17 protein-coding genes and 1 tRNA gene are annotated in these 15,895 nt (G+C 61.8%); 7 read left to right on the top strand and 11 right to left on the bottom strand.

Going from position 1 to position 15,895, the window contains the following annotated elements:
- Together rplC and rpsJ are read right to left on the bottom strand one after the other, a co-directional pair.
- Nucleotides 1-747 carry a 50S ribosomal protein L3 gene (rplC, locus tag C8J39_RS03820; protein ID WP_120299321.1) on the bottom strand — a complete coding sequence of 249 codons (747 nt, stop codon included), beginning with the start codon at nucleotides 745-747 and terminating at the stop codon, nucleotides 1-3.
- Nucleotides 748-1,035: 288 nt separating this feature from the next.
- Nucleotides 1,036-1,344: a 30S ribosomal protein S10 gene (gene rpsJ / locus C8J39_RS03825; RefSeq protein ID WP_007406109.1), complete on the bottom strand. Its 309-nt coding sequence runs from the start codon at nucleotides 1,342-1,344 to the stop codon at nucleotides 1,036-1,038.
- Between the two features lie 301 nt (nucleotides 1,345-1,645).
- On the opposite strand from rpsJ, the gene C8J39_RS03830 reads away from it, so the two are divergent.
- Nucleotides 1,646-2,020 carry an endonuclease domain-containing protein gene (locus C8J39_RS03830; RefSeq protein WP_120299322.1) on the top strand — a complete coding sequence of 125 codons (375 nt, stop codon included), beginning with the start codon at nucleotides 1,646-1,648 and terminating at the stop codon, nucleotides 2,018-2,020.
- Nucleotides 2,021-2,134: 114 nt separating this feature from the next.
- On the opposite strand, the gene C8J39_RS18450 is transcribed toward C8J39_RS03830, so the two are convergent.
- The 6 genes from C8J39_RS18450 to C8J39_RS03855 form a co-directional block, all read right to left on the bottom strand.
- Nucleotides 2,135-2,647, bottom strand: coding sequence for a hypothetical protein (locus tag C8J39_RS18450; protein ID WP_132833305.1), 513 nt, complete (start codon nucleotides 2,645-2,647; stop codon nucleotides 2,135-2,137).
- A 226-nt stretch (nucleotides 2,648-2,873) separates the two neighbouring features.
- Nucleotides 2,874-4,067 carry an elongation factor Tu gene (tuf, locus tag C8J39_RS03835; protein ID WP_031393767.1) on the bottom strand — a complete coding sequence of 398 codons (1,194 nt, stop codon included), beginning with the start codon at nucleotides 4,065-4,067 and terminating at the stop codon, nucleotides 2,874-2,876.
- A gap of 213 nt (nucleotides 4,068-4,280) precedes the next feature.
- A complete protein-coding gene (gene fusA, locus C8J39_RS03840; protein ID WP_120299323.1) occupies nucleotides 4,281-6,377 on the bottom strand; it encodes an elongation factor G in 2,097 nt (698 codons plus the stop codon).
- A gap of 147 nt (nucleotides 6,378-6,524) precedes the next feature.
- Nucleotides 6,525-6,995 (bottom strand): 30S ribosomal protein S7, encoded by a 471-nt coding sequence (gene rpsG, locus C8J39_RS03845; protein ID WP_031393769.1) that lies wholly within the window; start codon nucleotides 6,993-6,995, stop codon nucleotides 6,525-6,527.
- 50 nt (nucleotides 6,996-7,045) lie between these two features.
- A complete protein-coding gene (gene rpsL / locus C8J39_RS03850) occupies nucleotides 7,046-7,417 on the bottom strand; it encodes a 30S ribosomal protein S12 (RefSeq protein ID WP_010164594.1) in 372 nt (123 codons plus the stop codon).
- A 429-nt stretch (nucleotides 7,418-7,846) separates the two neighbouring features.
- Nucleotides 7,847-8,860 (bottom strand): alpha/beta fold hydrolase, encoded by a 1,014-nt coding sequence (locus C8J39_RS03855; protein WP_243649711.1) that lies wholly within the window; start codon nucleotides 8,858-8,860, stop codon nucleotides 7,847-7,849.
- Nucleotides 8,861-9,015: 155 nt separating this feature from the next.
- On the opposite strand from C8J39_RS03855, the gene C8J39_RS03860 reads away from it, so the two are divergent.
- The 3 genes from C8J39_RS03860 (at nucleotide 9,016) to nusG (ending at nucleotide 10,379) form a co-directional block, all read left to right on the top strand.
- Nucleotides 9,016-9,092: transfer RNA gene (locus tag C8J39_RS03860), tRNA-Trp, on the top strand.
- A gap of 539 nt (nucleotides 9,093-9,631) precedes the next feature.
- The gene (gene secE / locus C8J39_RS03865) at nucleotides 9,632-9,829 is read left to right on the top strand and encodes a preprotein translocase subunit SecE (protein WP_056486886.1); all 198 of its coding nucleotides are present in this window, start codon (nucleotides 9,632-9,634) and stop codon (nucleotides 9,827-9,829) included.
- A 13-nt stretch (nucleotides 9,830-9,842) separates the two neighbouring features.
- On the top strand, nucleotides 9,843-10,379 hold the full coding sequence (gene nusG, locus C8J39_RS03870; RefSeq protein WP_055872668.1) for a transcription termination/antitermination protein NusG: 537 nt from the start codon (nucleotides 9,843-9,845) through the stop codon (nucleotides 10,377-10,379).
- 262 nt (nucleotides 10,380-10,641) lie between these two features.
- On the opposite strand, the gene C8J39_RS03875 is transcribed toward nusG, so the two are convergent.
- From C8J39_RS03875 to C8J39_RS03885, 3 genes are read right to left on the bottom strand one after another with little or no spacing between them, the layout of a single operon-like run.
- On the bottom strand, nucleotides 10,642-11,235 hold the full coding sequence (locus tag C8J39_RS03875; protein ID WP_120299324.1) for a hypothetical protein: 594 nt from the start codon (nucleotides 11,233-11,235) through the stop codon (nucleotides 10,642-10,644).
- Between the two features lie 11 nt (nucleotides 11,236-11,246).
- Nucleotides 11,247-12,404, bottom strand: a complete 1,158-nt coding sequence (locus tag C8J39_RS03880; RefSeq protein ID WP_120299325.1) for a M48 family metallopeptidase — start codon at nucleotides 12,402-12,404, stop codon at nucleotides 11,247-11,249.
- A gap of 1 nt (nucleotide 12,405) precedes the next feature.
- Nucleotides 12,406-13,185 carry a hypothetical protein gene (locus C8J39_RS03885; protein ID WP_120299326.1) on the bottom strand — a complete coding sequence of 260 codons (780 nt, stop codon included), beginning with the start codon at nucleotides 13,183-13,185 and terminating at the stop codon, nucleotides 12,406-12,408.
- 575 nt (nucleotides 13,186-13,760) lie between these two features.
- Between C8J39_RS03885 and C8J39_RS03890 the strand changes: the two genes are divergently transcribed.
- From C8J39_RS03890 to rplK, 3 genes are all read left to right on the top strand, one after another.
- Complete coding sequence (locus tag C8J39_RS03890) at nucleotides 13,761-15,002, top strand: EAL domain-containing protein (protein WP_120299327.1); 1,242 nt, start codon at nucleotides 13,761-13,763, stop codon at nucleotides 15,000-15,002.
- Nucleotides 14,992-15,276 (top strand): hypothetical protein, encoded by a 285-nt coding sequence (locus tag C8J39_RS03895; protein WP_056060523.1) that lies wholly within the window; start codon nucleotides 14,992-14,994, stop codon nucleotides 15,274-15,276. Before C8J39_RS03890 ends, C8J39_RS03895 begins: the two co-directional genes overlap by 11 nt.
- Before the next feature lie 183 nt (nucleotides 15,277-15,459).
- Entirely contained in the window at nucleotides 15,460-15,891 is a 432-nt protein-coding gene (gene rplK / locus C8J39_RS03900; RefSeq protein WP_056047586.1) for a 50S ribosomal protein L11, read from the top strand.
- Nucleotides 15,892-15,895: the final 4 nt, after the last annotated feature.

Raw genomic sequence — 15,895 nt, forward strand, 5'->3', positions numbered from 1 at the left:
TCAGCCCTCCTGGCCGTCGGCTGCAGGTGCGTCGGTCGTTTCGGCCGGCGTGTCTGCTGCGGTGTTGCTGTGCGCGATCTTGAGACCGGCGGGGAACGGTGCGTCGGCGTGGCGCGCGACCTTCACCGAGTCCTTGACGAAGAGCCAGCCGCCCTTGGAGCCAGGAACCGAACCCTTGACGAACAGGAGACCACGCTCGACGTCCGTCGATACGATCTCGAGGTTCTGCTGGGTGCGATACTTGTCGCCCATGTGGCCGGCCATCTTCTTGTTCTTGAAGACCTTGCCCGGATCCTGGCGCTGACCGGTCGAACCGAGCGAACGGTGCGAGACCGATACGCCGTGGGTCGCCCGCAGACCGCCGAAGCCCCAACGCTTCATGCCGCCCTGGAAGCCCTTACCCTGAGTCTTGCCCTGGATATCGACGATCTGGCCTGCGACGTAGTGGTCGGCCGAAATCTCGGCGCCGACGTCGAGCAAGCCGTCTGCGTTCACGCGGAACTCATGGACGACAGCCTTGGGCTCCACTTCGGCCTTGCCGAAATGGCCGCGCTGCGGCTTTGCGACATTCTTCGACTTGGCGACACCTGCACCAAGCTGGACGGCAGTGTAGCCGTCACGATCCATTTCGCGAACGGAAACGACCTGATTGCCTTCGAGTGCCAGAACGGTGACCGGCACGTGCCGACCATCTTCCTGGAACAGGCGGGTCATCCCCATCTTCTTCGCGATCACGCCAGTACGCATGATCTTGTCCCTTCCTAGACAGAGGCCCCGTCGGACTATTCCTCGGGGGCTTGCGGACCATGTCCGGAGCGAACTCCATGATGCGTCCACCTGACCCCATCCCCGGCAAAAGCCCTGAATGGAGTCGGTTCAACCCGGTAAATACGAAACGTGCCCCCGTCCCGGGCTGGTGCTTCCGCGAATGCGGAAGCGTGACGGGGGACGCTGCCCCGTCGGTTTTCACCGACGGCGGTATCCCAATGTCGAACGGCGCGGGACCGTTACCGATCGACCGCGCCGCGCCAGCCCTTAGGCGAGCTTGATCTCGACGTCAACGCCAGCGGCGAGGTCCAGCTTCATCAGCGCATCGACCGTCTGCGGCGTCGGCTGGACGATATCCAGCATACGCTTGTACGTGCGTACCTCGAACTGCTCGCGCGACTTCTTGTCGATGTGCGGGCCGCGGTTCACGGTGAACTTTTCGATGCGCGTCGGAAGGGGAATCGGACCGCGGATGAGCGCGCCGGTGCGGCGTGCGGTGTCGGCGATGTCGCCAGTGGCCTGATCGAGCACACGGTGATCGAACGCCTTCAGACGAATGCGGATATTGCTGTCCATAGTCCCTACCGATGCGAAAGAGCGGGCCCGTTTCCGGGCTCTTGCTGGTTGATGTTTAAACCGAAGGCGGGCCATTACGGGAGAGTCGGGCGAAATGCAACCGCGGGGAGCGGGTTTTCCAGGCGACGGGCAATATCGAGGTGCGCCCTGCCCTCCCCCTCCGTCACCTTCGGCGCCACCTCCCCCTTGCGGGGGAGGATTGAAGATGTCGACGCGCTGCCGCTAAGGTCGTCCCCTCTACTTGATCCTCCCCCGCCAGGGGGAGGTGGCGCGCGAAGCGTGACGGAGGGGGAGGCAAGCGATGCGGCTCGAAGGATCCCTACAAAGCCACAGCAACGCCAAGCGCCTGCGAAAACAGATGACCCCGCCAGAGATAGCGCTCTGGTTGGCACTCAGGCAGAACGAAGAAGGCCTACGCTTCCGCAGACAACACGCCGCGGGCCTTTACGTCCTGGACTTCTACTGCGCCCCAGCCCGACTCGCGATCGAAGTCGACGGCGAAGCCCACAACCACGGCAAACGCCCTGAACGAGACGCAGCGCGAGAGGCATGGCTAACAGCCCAAAACATCCAAGTCCTCCGATACCCAACCCGCGAAATGCTAGTCAACCTCGACGACGTCATCCGCCAGATCACGTCCGTCGCGCTCCAACGCCGAACCATCATCGAGAGCTAATCGCCCCCTCCCCCTCCGACGCCTTCGGCGCCACCTCCCCCTAGCGGGGGAGGATTGTAAGTTGCCGGCTCGCCCCCATTGGTTCCCCCTTGTGCTAGGTGGCTATCGCACCACTCAAAGTATCGACGGTGAGGGACTCGTCGCAAGAATCTCGGGACTGGCGATAATCGGCTCAAGCGGTGGCAGGTCTTGCTCGGCTTCGTAGATGCCACGCGTGGCGTCGCTATAGGCTTGGATCGCAAGCCTACAAAGGTAGTCCGCCCACAGCAGAAGTAGCGGCAGGTCTCGCATCCAAACTTGATGATCGTTCCGTAGATTGATTGCCGATGGATGTAGCCCAGCCTCACTGGTGAACCCATGCACGAGAGTATGACGGGGCTCGACGACGCGCGAGAAGCCATTCCGAAGACCGGTCAATTGTTGATCCAGACGGGATCCGTCGCGAGCTACTAAATCTCGAAGCCTTGCAAGCTTATCAACCATCGGCGTGCGCTGCGCCTTCTCGGTGGTAAGCGTGACACCCGCCAAAAATGACTGATGCCACCATAATTTGGCAGTCACGCTTTCCGCTGAGGCAACCGTAGTTATGAATCGTCCGATATCTGCATAGTCGGAATCACGCAGCATATCGTGGCCTTCCTCAGCAAGCGTGGCCTGTAAGCGACGCGTCAGAACGCAACACTCCCGAACGGACGCTACCCGGCAACCTGACCGAGACGCCATACTCGTAGTTGTGTGATGGCGGACAGCACTGATCAATTTGTCGAGCACCGCACCCTCCAAACACGAAAAAGCCCGGCCTCTCTCGCGAGAAGCCGGGCTCTTTTCGATCAACTCCCGAAGGAGAAGATGCTTACTTGTCGATCTGGCTGACGACGCCTGCACCGACGGTACGGCCGCCTTCGCGGATCGTGAAGCGCTGGCCCACGTCCATGGCGATCGGTGCGATCAACTTGATGCCGAGCGACACGTTGTCGCCTGGCATGACCATCTCGGTGCCCTCAGGCAGCTCGACGGTGCCGGTCACGTCCGTCGTACGGAAGTAGAACTGCGGGCGGTAGTTGGCGAAGAACGGCGTGTGACGGCCACCCTCTTCCTTCGACAGCACGTACACTTCCGAGTTGAAGTCGGTGTGCGGCTTGATCGTGCCTGGCTTGCAGAGCACCTGGCCACGCTCGACTTCGTCGCGTGCGACGCCGCGGATCAGTGCGCCGACGTTATCGCCAGCCTGGCCCTGGTCGAGCAGCTTGCGGAACATTTCGACGCCCGTGACCGTGGTCTTGCGGACGGTCGGGTGGATGCCGACGATCTCGACTTCCTCGCCAACCTTGACGATGCCGGTCTCGACGCGGCCGGTGACGACCGTGCCACGACCCGAGATCGAGAACACGTCCTCGATCGGCATCATGAACGGCTTGTCGAGCGGACGCTCAGGCTGCGGGATGTAGTCGTCGACAGCCTGCATCAGCTCGGTGACGGCGTCGGCGCCGAGCTTCTGGTTCGAACCCGACAGTGCGCAGGTAGCCGAACCCTTGATGACGGGGATGTCGTCGCCCGGGAAGTCGTACGAGCTGAGCAGCTCGCGGATTTCCATCTCGACCAGCTCGAGGATTTCCTCGTCGTCGACCAGATCGACCTTGTTCATGAACACGACCATAGCAGGCACGCCGACCTGGCGTGCGAGCAGGATGTGCTCACGGGTCTGTGGCATCGGGCCATCGGTCGCCGAAACGACGAGGATCGCGCCGTCCATCTGGGCTGCGCCGGTGATCATGTTCTTCACATAATCGGCGTGGCCCGGGCAATCGACGTGCGCATAGTGACGGTTGGCCGTCTCGTACTCGACGTGTGCGGTCGAGATCGTGATGCCGCGCTCGCGCTCCTCGGGAGCCTTGTCGATGTTGGCGAAGTCGACGGCGGTACCGCCGGTCGTCTCTGCCAGAACCTTCGTGATCGCAGCGGTGAGCGACGTCTTGCCATGATCGACGTGACCGATGGTGCCGATGTTGAGATGCGGCTTGTTCCGCTCAAATTTTGCCTTGGCCATTGTTTCCTACCTTCTGATTCGTATTCCGGTGCCACCCCGGGAACCGCGCGAACGCGGCCCAATAGCGGCTGTTAAAGCGTTGCGCCAGCCCCTGCTTGGGGAGAGGCCGACGCGGAAGTGAATTCCGCGTCGTCGAACTTCGGTCGCTGACCGAAGCCGGCCGGCCTTTCGGCGTCTCCGAGCCAGGAAAACCTAGCTCGATGCGCCTCGGGCTTACGCCAGCTTAGCCTTCACCTCGTCAGCAACGTTCTGCGGCACTTCGTCATAGTGCGAGAACTGCATCGAGTACTGCGCGCGGCCCTGCGTGAACGAGCGGAGCGAGTTCACGTAGCCGAACATGTTGGCCAGCGGCACCATCGCCTCGACCGTCTGCGCGTTGCCGCGGCTGTCGGTGCCCTGGATCTGGCCACGACGGCTGTTCATGTCGCCGATGACGTCGCCCAGGTAATCCTCCGGGGTGACGACTTCGACCTTCATGACCGGCTCGAGCAACGTGATGCCCGACTTCTGTGCGACTTCGCGCATCGCGCCACGTGCACAAATTTCGAACGCCAGTGCCGACGAGTCGACGTCGTGATACGCGCCGTCATACAGCACGATCTCGAAATCGATGATCGGGAAGCCGACCAGCGAACCCGACGCAGCGGTTTCGCGGAAGCCCTTCTCGATCGCGGGCAGATATTCCTTCGGAATGTTGCCGCCCTTGATCTCGTCCTTGAACGTGATGCCCGAACCGCGCTCGCCCGGCGTGACCTTGACCTTCACGCGACCGAACTGGCCGGTACCACCCGACTGCTTCTTGTGCGTGTAGTCGACGTCGACCGGCTTCTTCAGATACTCGCGATATGCGACCTGAGGAGCGCCGACGTTCGCCTCGACCTTGAACTCACGCTTCATGCGATCGACCAGGATCTCGAGATGGAGCTCGCCCATGCCCTTGATGATGGTCTGGCCCGACTCGGGGTCCGACGACACGCGGAATGAAGGATCCTCGCGTGCGAGACGATTGAGCGCGACGCCCATCTTCTCCTGGTCGGCCTTGGTCTTCGGCTCCACCGACAGCTCGATCACGGGCTCGGGGAATTCCATCCGCTCGAGAATGATCGGTGCGTTCATCGCGCAGAGCGTGTCACCGGTCGTGGTATCCTTGAGACCCGCGAGAGCGACGATGTCGCCAGCGAAAGCCTCCTGGATATCCTCGCGGCTGTTCGCATGCATAAGCAGCATGCGACCGACCTTTTCCTTCTTGTCCTTGACCGAGTTGGTGACCTGCGATGCGGTCTCCAGCTTGCCCGAGTAGATGCGGGCGAAGGTCAGCGTACCGACGAACGGATCGTTCATGATCTTGAACGCCAGTGCCGAGAACGGAACCTCGTCCGACGAAGGACGCTCGTCCGGCGTCACGCCGTCGAGCTTCAGACCCTGGATCGCGGGAACGTCGAGCGGCGAAGGCAGATAGTCGACGACGGCGTCGAGCAGGGGCTGAACGCCCTTGTTCTTGAACGCCGAACCGCAAACGACGGGGACGAACGCCATGCTCAGCGTACCCTTGCGGATCAGCTTCTTGAGGTCGGCGACGCTCGGCTCGTTACCTTCGAGATAGGCCTCCATGAGGGCATCGTCCTGCTCGACGGCCATCTCGATCAGCTCGCTGCGATACTTCGCGGCCTTTTCGACCAGATCCGCGGGGATCTCGGCATATTCGAACTTCGCGCCCAGGCTCTCTTCGAGCCAGATGATCGCACGGTTCTCGACGAGATCGACGAGGCCCTTGAAGCCGCCTTCCATGCCGATCGGGAGATACAGCACGGCCGGACGCGCGCCGAGACGATCGATGATCGAATTCACGCAGAAGTAGAAATCGGCGCCGGTGCGATCGAGCTTGTTGACGAAGCACATGCGCGGCACGCCGTACTTGTCGGCCTGACGCCACACGGTCTCGGACTGCGGCTCGACGCCGGCAACGCCGTCGAAGCATGCCACTGCACCGTCGAGCACGCGGAGCGAACGCTCGACTTCGATCGTGAAGTCGACGTGGCCAGGCGTATCGATGATGTTGATAAGGTGCTCCTCGCCCTTACCTTCTTCGGCGCGCCACTTGCAGGTGGTCGCAGCCGACGTGATCGTGATCCCGCGCTCCTGCTCCTGCTCCATCCAATCCATCGTCGCGGTGCCTTCGTGCACTTCGCCGATCTTGTAGGACTTGCCGGTGTAATAGAGGATGCGCTCGGTCGTCGTCGTCTTACCGGCGTCGATGTGCGCCATGATGCCGATGTTGCGGTAACGGTCGAGCGGATGGCTGCGGGCCATGATCGTGCTTCCTTAAGGATATGGGGAGCCGAACGTGCCGGCTCCCCAATATATAGGTGTTTGCATGACAGGCGAAAGACCGCCCGTCACACGGATAGCAATGCTAGGCTTCAAAGCCCGCTGTTACCAGCGGCAGGAAGCCCGCTGTTACCAGCGGTAGTGCGAGAATGCACGGTTGGCTTCCGCCATCCGGTGCGTATCTTCACGCTTCTTGACCGCGTTGCCACGGTTGTTGGCGGCATCCATCAGCTCACCCGACAGCCGTGCGGCCATCGTGTTCTCGCTGCGCGAACGCGCCGCACCGATCAGCCAGCGAATCGCCAGCGCCTGTGCACGCTCGGGACGAACCTCGACCGGCACCTGGTACGTTGCACCACCGACGCGGCGCGAACGGACTTCGATGCCCGGCTTCACGTTATTCAGCGCATCGTGGAAAACGCCGATCGGATCGCGCTTGGCGCGGCTCTCGACGGTTTCGAATGCACCGTACACGATCAGCTCCGCGACGGACTTCTTGCCGTCCAGCATGACGCTGTTCATGAACTTCGACAGAACCTCATCCCCGAACTTGGGATCAGGCAGGATGACCCGCTTTTCGGGACGACGACGACGTGCCATTTTGTATTCCTTCTAAACTTCAGCCTTGATGGGTCAGATAACTGCCCGGCTTACTTCGGACGCTTGGCGCCGTACTTGGAACGCGACTGACGCCGGTCCTTCACACCCTGTGTATCGAGCACGCCGCGCAGGACGTGATAGCGAACACCGGGAAGATCGCGGACACGACCGCCACGGATCAGGACAACCGAATGCTCCTGAAGATTGTGGCCCTCGCCCGGGATGTAGCTGATGACTTCGCGCTGGTTGGTCAGGCGAACCTTGGCCACCTTGCGCAGAGCCGAGTTCGGCTTCTTCGGGGTCGTCGTGTAGACGCGCGTGCAAACGCCACGCTTCTGCGGATTTGCTTCCATCGCAGGGACCTTCGACTTGGCCTTCTGCGGATCGCGGCCCTTGCGGACCAGCTGGTTGATCGTCGGCATTGAAGCCTTCACCTTTCAAGTGGTTACTTTGCTGGAGCCATGAGGCGCCTGAGAATACAAAAAGGACCATAGGAACGCGGGAGCGCCCCTCAGGTCCTGGAATGCATCCAGCAATGTTCAAGCATGCCCGGCGGGAAACACTCCCGAAGAACAGGCCGCGCCTATAGGTCAGGAGTCGGTTGCGGTCAACGGGGCGGAATCGGTTTGGGTTGGGGGTAGGTTATTGGTTTCTTGGGGGTGGATGCATCCGCGACCAGCGACCGCCCATAGCTGGTGACCACCCCTCCTGATCCTCTCCCGCCAGGGGGAGGTGGCACCGTAGGTGACGGGGGGGGGGGGGGGCGCGCAACATACGTTGTCGCCCCCTCCCCCTCCGTCTGGCAAGGGCCAGCCACCTCCCCCTGGCGGGGGAGGATCAAGAGGTTCCGGCTACCGCGATCGCGTCCCGAGCACCGCCAGCAGCGTCTTCTCGAATCGCGCAGGGTCCTCGACCTGCGGCGAGTGGCCCAGCCCTTCAAGCATCACCAGGTTGGCATTCGGCATCTGCTTCACCGCCCGCGGCGCGACTATCGGCACAGGCTCGAGGAACTTGCGCAAGTTCGCCGGCGCCTGCGCCCGGCCGAACGCGGTCTTGTCCAGAGTCCCGATGATCAGGGTGGTCGACGGCGTGATCCGGTACAGTTCGTGCGCGACCGATTGCGTCTTGATCATCTCGCTCGTCTTGGCCTGCGCGAGCGCCACGGTGTCGCGCCCTGCCCCCTGGTACATGCCCGCCTGCATCCAGACCCAGCGATCATAGGATGGCTTCCACACGCCGTGGTAATAGTTCTCGAGCTGATACGCCTTGATCGACGCGTAGCTCGTCTTCTTCTCGTTCGCCCAGAGCGTGTCGACGTCGGTATAGGGCACGCCTTCCTCGCCGCGATCCTTCAGGCCGAGCGGATTGACGAGCACCAGCTTCTCGATCGAGGCCGGGTAGAGAATGGCGTATCGCATCGCGAGCATGCCGCCCATCGAGTGCCCGACGAACGTGGCCCGCGTGATGCCACGCGATTCGAGCAGCCGCTTGGTGAACGTCGCGAGCATCTCGAAGCTATACTGTGCTGCGCGAGGCTTGGACGATTTGCAGAAGCCGATCTGATCGGGAACGATCACGCGGTAGCCGACCTCGCTTAACGCCCGCGCGGTGCTGCCCCAGGTCGCGCCGCAGAAGTTCTTGCCGTGGAGCAGGACGACCGTGCGACCATTGGGACGCTGTGGTGCGATATCCATGAACGCCATCTGCGCAGGGCTGCCGACGATATCGACTTCCATCGTCTGCACCGGCCACGGATAGGTGAAGCGTTCGAGCTGCGGCCCCAGATCGGGCACTTGCGGCACCGGCCCCGCCCCCATGAGCAACGCCGCCACCGGCAGCGCCAGCGTCATCAATCCCGCCTTCATACGATTACGTTCCCCACACCCAACGAGACGACTTCACGGTTAACGGGGGAATAAGACTTCGTCCAATTCATGATCCTCGCGCCGATGGTCCCGGACGAATTGCACGCAAGACGCTTGCCCTTCCCGAAAACGCTGGGTAAGGGGCGCGTCCGTGTAGGAGTGTAGCTCAGTTGGTTAGAGCGTCGGTCTCCAAAACCGAAGGCCCTCGGTTCGAATCCGAGCACTCCTGCCACCCCCTTTAAATTCTTGGCAAAAATCGCGGCGGTTGCTCCCGCCGTTTTCGCGCGTCCATCACGATTGCAGAAATTGCATTTCATAATGCAATTTTCGCAATTGATCTATGATGTGCTGCGATGCACAACGATCAGGCCTTTCAGGCATCCTCTCCTAAAAACTTTCACGGCCGGTCTTGTACCGGCCTTTTTTTTGGTCTCGATCGCGCGTACACCATCCGTGCCGTCGTCAAGCCGAACGATAAATAGAAACCGTGGGAGCGGAGCCGCCGGTCAAACCGGCACCGGCAAGACGATCGTGCGGGGGATCGAGTGACCCAAGCGCTCTCCCCCGCCACTTCTCCCGGTCACCGCCGTGTCGCTTTCGATACGACGCGCGCCCCTCTCCTGCCGCGCACTTGCTTTCACCTGTGACGGCAGCTATCTGCCGCGCTTCCGACAGCGAGGACGGACCTGCCGCCGCTGCCCTTCACAGGGAGCGGCTAGTGGGTCTATGTCTCGCATCTCAGTTTCTCAATCAGCGGGTTCGAAGAACATCGTGGCGAAGACGTCCCCCCTCGAATTCATCCAGCAGGTCCGCAACGAGACCGCGAAGGTCACGTGGCCGACGCGTCGCGAGACGGTCATGACCGGCGTGATGGTGGTGATCATGACGACGATCCTCGCGGTCTTCTTCTTCGGCGTCGACTCGATCCTGCAAGCGATCGTTTCCCTGCTCCTCAAACTCGCTCAGTAAGCAAGGTTCCGTCATGGCGCGCTGGTACATCATTCACGCCTATTCGGGCTTCGAGGGCAAGGTCCGCGACTCGATCATGGCCGAGGCGACCCGGATGGGTCTCGAACAGCTCGTCGAGCAGATCGAAGTCCCGACCGAAACCACGACCGAAGCCCGTCGCGGCAAGAAGATCGCGGTCGAGCGCAAGTTCATGCCGGGCTACGTGCTCGCAAAGCTGAACATGAACGACGACGTGTATCACCTGGTGAAGAACACGCCGAAGGTCACCGGCTTCCTCGGCAGCATGGGCAAGCCGCAGGCGATCAGCGAGGCGGAAGCCACGCGGATGCTGAACAGCAAGGAAGAAGCCGCTGCTGCGCCCAAGCAGAAGGTCAAGGTCGACTACGAGATCGGCGATCAGGTCAAGGTCCTCGACGGTCCGTTCGCGACATTCAACGGGCTCGTGGAAGAACTCGACTTCGACCGCAGCCGCGTCAAGGTTTCGGTGTCGATCTTCGGGCGTGCGACGCCTGTGGAGCTCGAGTTCGAGCAGGTCGAAAGAAGCAAGTAAGGCCAAGCCGCACGCGATTAGCCCAAGGCTAATCGCGAGACGGCGCCAGCCCGGCCGGCGGGCCCAAGGCCCGGCCGACGACGCGGGATTTATTCCCGCGTCGCGTTACCATTTAGTTTGTGTCGACATATAAGGCTTGTTTCCCCGCGAAGGCGGGGATCCAGACTGGGCTCCCGCCTTCGCGGGAGAACAAGGCAGGCGTAGTGATCGCCCTAGACCGTGCCTATGTCCGGTCGGGATAACTGCCAACCGATCGCGAGCCTCAAAACCGAACGCTATCCGCCACCACCCGAGCCGCCGCCGCGCTACGGTCGTAGTAGTACAAACTCGGCGCCTCGTACGTCACCAGATACAGCTTCCCACCGATCACCGCACCACGTGCTTCGCCATGCCGCTGCAACGTCTCGTTCTGCTTCGCGAAGGTGTAGGTAAAACGCACGCCCTTGCTGCCGGCGAACTGGATCGGCGCGATCGTGTCGATCGCCATCGACGATGCGTCGCGCGCGATACGGTAGCTGTTCTCGAGCAGCACCGGGATGTCGGTGATCAGCATCGTCGCCGAGACCTTCGGCAACGGCTTGTTCTTCTTGTCGACTTCGCGAAACAGCGGCCTGCCGGACTCGATGCCACCATAGAAGCTGAGATCGTTCAGTTCGTCGCCGTCCTGCGTCCAGGTTTCTGCATTCCGACCGGGGCGCTCCGAGAGCTTGTTCCACTCCGCGCCCGGCTGCACGGTCATCGCCGACTTGGCGACCGCGATGCGCTGGCCGGCGGGGATGAGCTTGTTGCCGGCCGCGACGGGGGCTGCGCACGCGAGCGTTGCGACCGCGGCGAGCAGAGCGAGTTTCTTGGACATGGTCGTCCTCCTTACGAGATCAGCGTGGCGATGAGCGCGGCGTCGGTCGCGGCGGGCTTGAGGCGGAGATACGTCGCGAGCGCGGCCTGGCCTTCGGCAACCTGCTGGCTGCGGAGCAACGCCAGCCCGAGACCGCGATACGCCTCGGGCGGCGCGTCGCCCTTGCCGATCGCCTCCTGGTAGAATTGCGCAGCACTGACGAGGTCGCGGGGATTGCCACGCTCGCGGTACAGGTCGCCGCGGGCGCACAGCAGCGGCGTCGTCCAACCGGTACCCTCCGCCAGATTGGCGAGCAGATACTCGCTGCCGCCGAAATCGTTGAGCTTGATCTGGTCGCTGAGGAAGATCGGCAGCCACGTCGCCATCGCGGCCTGATGCGTGTCGACGACCGCCGGCTTGACGTCATGCGCCTCGATCGACGCGGCGCGGAGATACGTGGCGCGCGCGAGATCGGTCGGGTGCGTGGCGAAGAAGCCCGCGACGTATTTCTGCTGCACCTTACGCTTACGACCGATCGCAGTGGCGTCGGCCTCGCCCATCATGTGATCCCAGACGTCCGCAGCGGCCGACGACGGATATTGCGAGCGGGCTAGATATTGGAAGCCAGTCATGTCGGCCTCGCGTTCCTGATCGCGCGTGAACGAGAACATCTGTCCTTGCGCAGCATAGCGAATGTCGCCGCTGTTACGGAGCAGGACGGACGCCCACGCCATCAAGTCGGTGCCGCTGCGCCGATTCTTGAACCGCAATAACGAGTGGCGAAGCTCGAAATGACCGAACTCATGCCCAAGAACCGAACCCAGCTCAGCCTCGTTGCGAACCCGCAGCAAAAGCCCAGACCAAACTACCATCGCGCCATTCGGCGTCATAAACGCGTTAAATTCGGGAATCTCATCAATGTAGAGCCGCACGGACTTGCAACGATCGTCGCCGACGGTTCGGCAAAGGACCCCTCTCACATAGGCGTTCAGCGCGGCGTCACGAATAAGCGAGCGGGACTCGCGGAGCCCCCGTTCCTGTTCGTCCGATTGCATCCAGATACCGCGCTCGTCGACCGTCGTCGGTGTATAGGCCTGCGTATAAGTCGGTAGAGGCAGGCGCTTGTCCGCGGCGAACGCGGACGTACCGATCGCGGTGGCGAGCAGAAGCCCGACCATAGGGATCCGCATCTCAGTGCGCCGAAGCTACGGCGGGCGCGGCTGCAACAGTAGTGACGGCGACTGGAGCTTCGGCCGGCTTACCCGGGAAACCCTCTAACAACTGCCGCACGCGCTTGTCCGCGCCCTCCGCGTCACGGACGTCCCCGCCCATCTGCATATCTGCGTTCAGCCAGACGAGTTCGCCGGTACGCAAGTCGACCAGCCCAGCGAATCCCTTGTGCACGCCCGCCGTGACGCCGACGCGCGCCATCGCCGCGAAGACCTGCAGCACCTTCCGCCCAGTCGAGCCGAAATGATCCTCGGTGGTGATGAACAGCGCATAGTCCGCTTTATCGAGCCCGGGCAGCGCGCGGACATCGGGGCCAAGCCCCCATTCGAACTGGTCCTTCCGCTTCTTGGTGGGCAGACGGTTGCCCTTGAAGAACTGATACTCGATCACCGACGACGCGACCGCCCCGAACAGTTCCTGATACTCCGTGACCTTGGCCGAACCCGCGCCGACCGGATCTACATAGCCGACGACGCTGTTTCCTAGACCGGTCTGCGCCTTGGCGAGCGCGGTGGCGATGTTCTCCTTCGCCTGATCCGTCCAGTCGGCGTTCGGCTCGTACATCCCGCCGGTCGACTGCGCACCGACCCGGATCGACGGCCGCATCAACACGATCCGCGCCGTACCGGGCGCCAGGACGAAACCAGGCTTCAATCCCGTCTTCTCCTGCGCATACGCCGGCGCGATCGCCGAAACCCCGAGTATCAGCGCGACCAGAGTCGCCCGGCACAAAATGATCATACCCACCCCTGTTCCCGGATGCCCCCATCCGATTCCCGGTGATACTAGAGTTGGTAACGTCAATCGGCCGAGAATTATTCGGTTCAAAATGAGTGCTTTCAAGTCTCCGCCCCGTCGCGCTCATCTCATCCGCATGATCTGCACGTCACACCCGTCCCGGCCATTCAATAAGGTCTTGGCCGATATGATCGCTGGGTAGAAAGCGATGCACCGAACATGGCCGGCGTTGCTTCGATCCTTTTACTTGCGCCGCAATATCATTCGGCAACGAAAATATATTTCAGTCGCGATATGTCGGACAGGTCACTCCAGCTGTCATAGATTTGTTCATTATCATTGAGTTGGCTTACGTCCTCGTTGTCGACCCAAACCGCATGATTCGCGTTAAGACTCGATTAACCATCATCAATCATATAGCGCTAACACTTGTAGGACAGTCCACGTATAAGACGTTGCATAGTTGCCAGTACGCTTTCGCATATGACGACCGGCGTATTCGATAAACTCTATGTACCCCATGACCAGCTTGACTCGCATGCAACCGTATTCAGCGATCCGCCTACAGGAAATGACTGATGCCCTTGACGAACACGGCCCTGAAAACATCGTCCTTGCGTGGCGATCACTTACGCTCGGCCAGTGCGGGGAGTCGTCTTTCCCCGGATTTAACCGGGACCGGTCATCGCATCTTGTTTCTCGATCTTGAAAATGCGGCTCACAACGGCGTTCATCGTGAACTCGAAGAGATGGGCCACAAAACCGCGTGGATCGGCATGGCCAGCGAAGAACGTGCCGGGCTGGCGTTTCAACCGGATCTGATCGTGATGAACCCGGATGCCTCGATCGGCAATCGTCACGCGTTCATCGCCTTATTGGACAAAGAACAGTTTTCCGGGACGCTGACGCTGTTACGGCCAAGCGTGCATTTCCCCGACGCTATCGCCCTCGCAGAACAGTCCGGCATCGGTCATGTCGACTGGCTCGACACGCCCTATTCCGCGCAGGACATCGTCGACCGCCTGGCCCATATCGTCCGGCAACCGCATGACGGCGACATCGGCGATCGCCACTTCCTGTCCTGGCTGATCCAGCAAGGCCGGCTGCTGCCCAATCTCACGCATGAATTTCATGAGAAACGCAGCCTGCACGACGATAGCATCGCTGGCTACGAAACGCTGACGCGGTTGCGCAATCGACCGTCGCTCAACCCGGAGCATATCTTCGCGCCATCGACGATCCTCTCGCTGGAGGTCGCCGCGACGTCGCTTGCGGTGGAAGCGGCGGCTCGCCTGCTCGCGGCGCTGGCAGCGGACGGCAAGCCGGTACCGATCGCGGTGAACTGCAGCGCGGCGGTGCTCGCGCATCCGGATTTCCTCGCCGCGATGCCGATCCTGCTGCGACGCCATCATGTCGCCCCCGGCATGCTTGGGATCGAACTCACCGAGATCAGCTATTCGGGGCTCGACGGCCGCCTGCTGGAAAACATGCGCGAGCTTGGCACGATGGGCGTTCCCATCTCGCTCGACGATTTCGGCAAGGGCGCGACCAACTTCGACCGCATCTCCGACCTGCCAGTGTCCGAGGTCAAGATCGACCGGAAGATCTTCCAGAAATGCCGCAAGGGTGAGTTCCCGCCGTCGCTGCTGAAGGAAATCATCGATTATTGCCGGAGCCGGTCGATCGGAACCGTGATCGAGGGCATCGAGACCGCCGACGACCTCGTCCTGGCGAAATCGCTCGGAGCCGATTGTGGGCAAGGCTTTTACTGGGGAAAACCCGTGCCGATTGAATCGATCGTACCCCATCATGGTGCCTGACAACAGGTTCGGCCGCTTTATAGGCCGGACGCTCGACGAGGCTGAGCCCGTCGCCACGAACCCGGTCGAAGGTGAACGGCCCTCGATGCGGCTCGAACTCCGTGAGGTCGAGGGGCTCGACCTTTCGCCACCCCTCGTGCTTGCAGGTGCCTGGGCATGGTTGTTGTTTCACGAGGCTGGCGGGCTGATCAGCTATTCAGATGGATACGCCACGCGGTCGGCCTGTTACGCCGCAGCCAAGCAGATCGCCTGGCCAGTCGACGTCTTCGAATAAACCGCGGTCGATCGCGCAGCCTCCCCCGTCTCCGCCTCCGCCTCCGCGTGACGACGCGAACGCCGGTTGCCGCCCCCCGCGTTTTCGGCTATGCGCGCCGGCTTCCACCTTCATTGATGGAATTTGCGGGAGGCTGTCGCGAGACGGCCGCCATAACCGCTAGGCTCACATAAAGAGAGTGACATGGCTAAAAAGATTACCGGATACATCAAGCTGCAGGTGCCTGCAGGCGAGGCAAAGCCCGCGCCGCCGATCGGGCCTGCGCTGGGTCAGCGCGGCGTGAACATCATGGAGTTCTGCAAGGCGTTCAACGCCGGCACGAGCGAACTGAAGAAGGGCATGCCGATCCCGACCGTCATCACGGTCTATGCGGATCGCTCGTTCTCGTTCGAGACCAAGACCCCGCCAGCATCGTACCTGATCAAGGAGGCCGCCGGTCTCAAGTCGGGTTCGAAGGAGCCGGGCAAGGTCGTCGCCGGCACGATCAAGCGCTCGCAGCTGAGCGAGATCGCCACGACGAAGATGAAGGACCTCAACGCCAACGATATCGACGCTGCGACGAAGATCATCGAAGGCAGCGCCCGCGCAATGGGCCTCGAAGTGGTGGAGGGCTGATATC

Source organism: Sphingomonas sp. PP-CC-1A-547 (assembly GCF_003610375.1).
Taxonomy (GTDB): Bacteria; Pseudomonadota; Alphaproteobacteria; order Sphingomonadales; family Sphingomonadaceae; genus Sphingomonas.

What these genes read in the sequence shown, in the direction of transcription:
- rplC (WP_120299321.1), bottom strand. Translation starts at nt 747, where the DNA reads ATGCGTACTGGCGTGATCGCGAAGAAGATGGGGATGACCCGCCTGTTC.
- rpsJ (WP_007406109.1), bottom strand. Translation starts at nt 1,344, where the DNA reads ATGGACAGCAATATCCGCATTCGTCTGAAGGCGTTCGATCACCGTGTG.
- C8J39_RS03830 (WP_120299322.1), top strand. Translation starts at nt 1,646, where the DNA reads ATGCGGCTCGAAGGATCCCTACAAAGCCACAGCAACGCCAAGCGCCTG.
- C8J39_RS18450 (WP_132833305.1), bottom strand. Translation starts at nt 2,647, where the DNA reads ATGCTGCGTGATTCCGACTATGCAGATATCGGACGATTCATAACTACG.
- tuf (WP_031393767.1), bottom strand. Translation starts at nt 4,067, where the DNA reads ATGGCCAAGGCAAAATTTGAGCGGAACAAGCCGCATCTCAACATCGGC.
- fusA (WP_120299323.1), bottom strand. Translation starts at nt 6,377, where the DNA reads ATGGCCCGCAGCCATCCGCTCGACCGTTACCGCAACATCGGCATCATG.
- rpsG (WP_031393769.1), bottom strand. Translation starts at nt 6,995, where the DNA reads ATGGCACGTCGTCGTCGTCCCGAAAAGCGGGTCATCCTGCCTGATCCC.
- rpsL (WP_010164594.1), bottom strand. Translation starts at nt 7,417, where the DNA reads ATGCCGACGATCAACCAGCTGGTCCGCAAGGGCCGCGATCCGCAGAAG.
- C8J39_RS03855 (WP_243649711.1), bottom strand. Translation starts at nt 8,860, where the DNA reads ATGAAGGCGGGATTGATGACGCTGGCGCTGCCGGTGGCGGCGTTGCTC.
- nusG (WP_055872668.1), top strand. Translation starts at nt 9,843, where the DNA reads ATGGCGCGCTGGTACATCATTCACGCCTATTCGGGCTTCGAGGGCAAG.
- C8J39_RS03875 (WP_120299324.1), bottom strand. Translation starts at nt 11,235, where the DNA reads ATGTCCAAGAAACTCGCTCTGCTCGCCGCGGTCGCAACGCTCGCGTGC.
- C8J39_RS03880 (WP_120299325.1), bottom strand. Translation starts at nt 12,404, where the DNA reads ATGCGGATCCCTATGGTCGGGCTTCTGCTCGCCACCGCGATCGGTACG.
- C8J39_RS03885 (WP_120299326.1), bottom strand. Translation starts at nt 13,185, where the DNA reads ATGATCATTTTGTGCCGGGCGACTCTGGTCGCGCTGATACTCGGGGTT.
- C8J39_RS03890 (WP_120299327.1), top strand. Translation starts at nt 13,761, where the DNA reads ATGCCCTTGACGAACACGGCCCTGAAAACATCGTCCTTGCGTGGCGAT.
- C8J39_RS03895 (WP_056060523.1), top strand. Translation starts at nt 14,992, where the DNA reads ATGGTGCCTGACAACAGGTTCGGCCGCTTTATAGGCCGGACGCTCGAC.
- rplK (WP_056047586.1), top strand. Translation starts at nt 15,460, where the DNA reads ATGGCTAAAAAGATTACCGGATACATCAAGCTGCAGGTGCCTGCAGGC.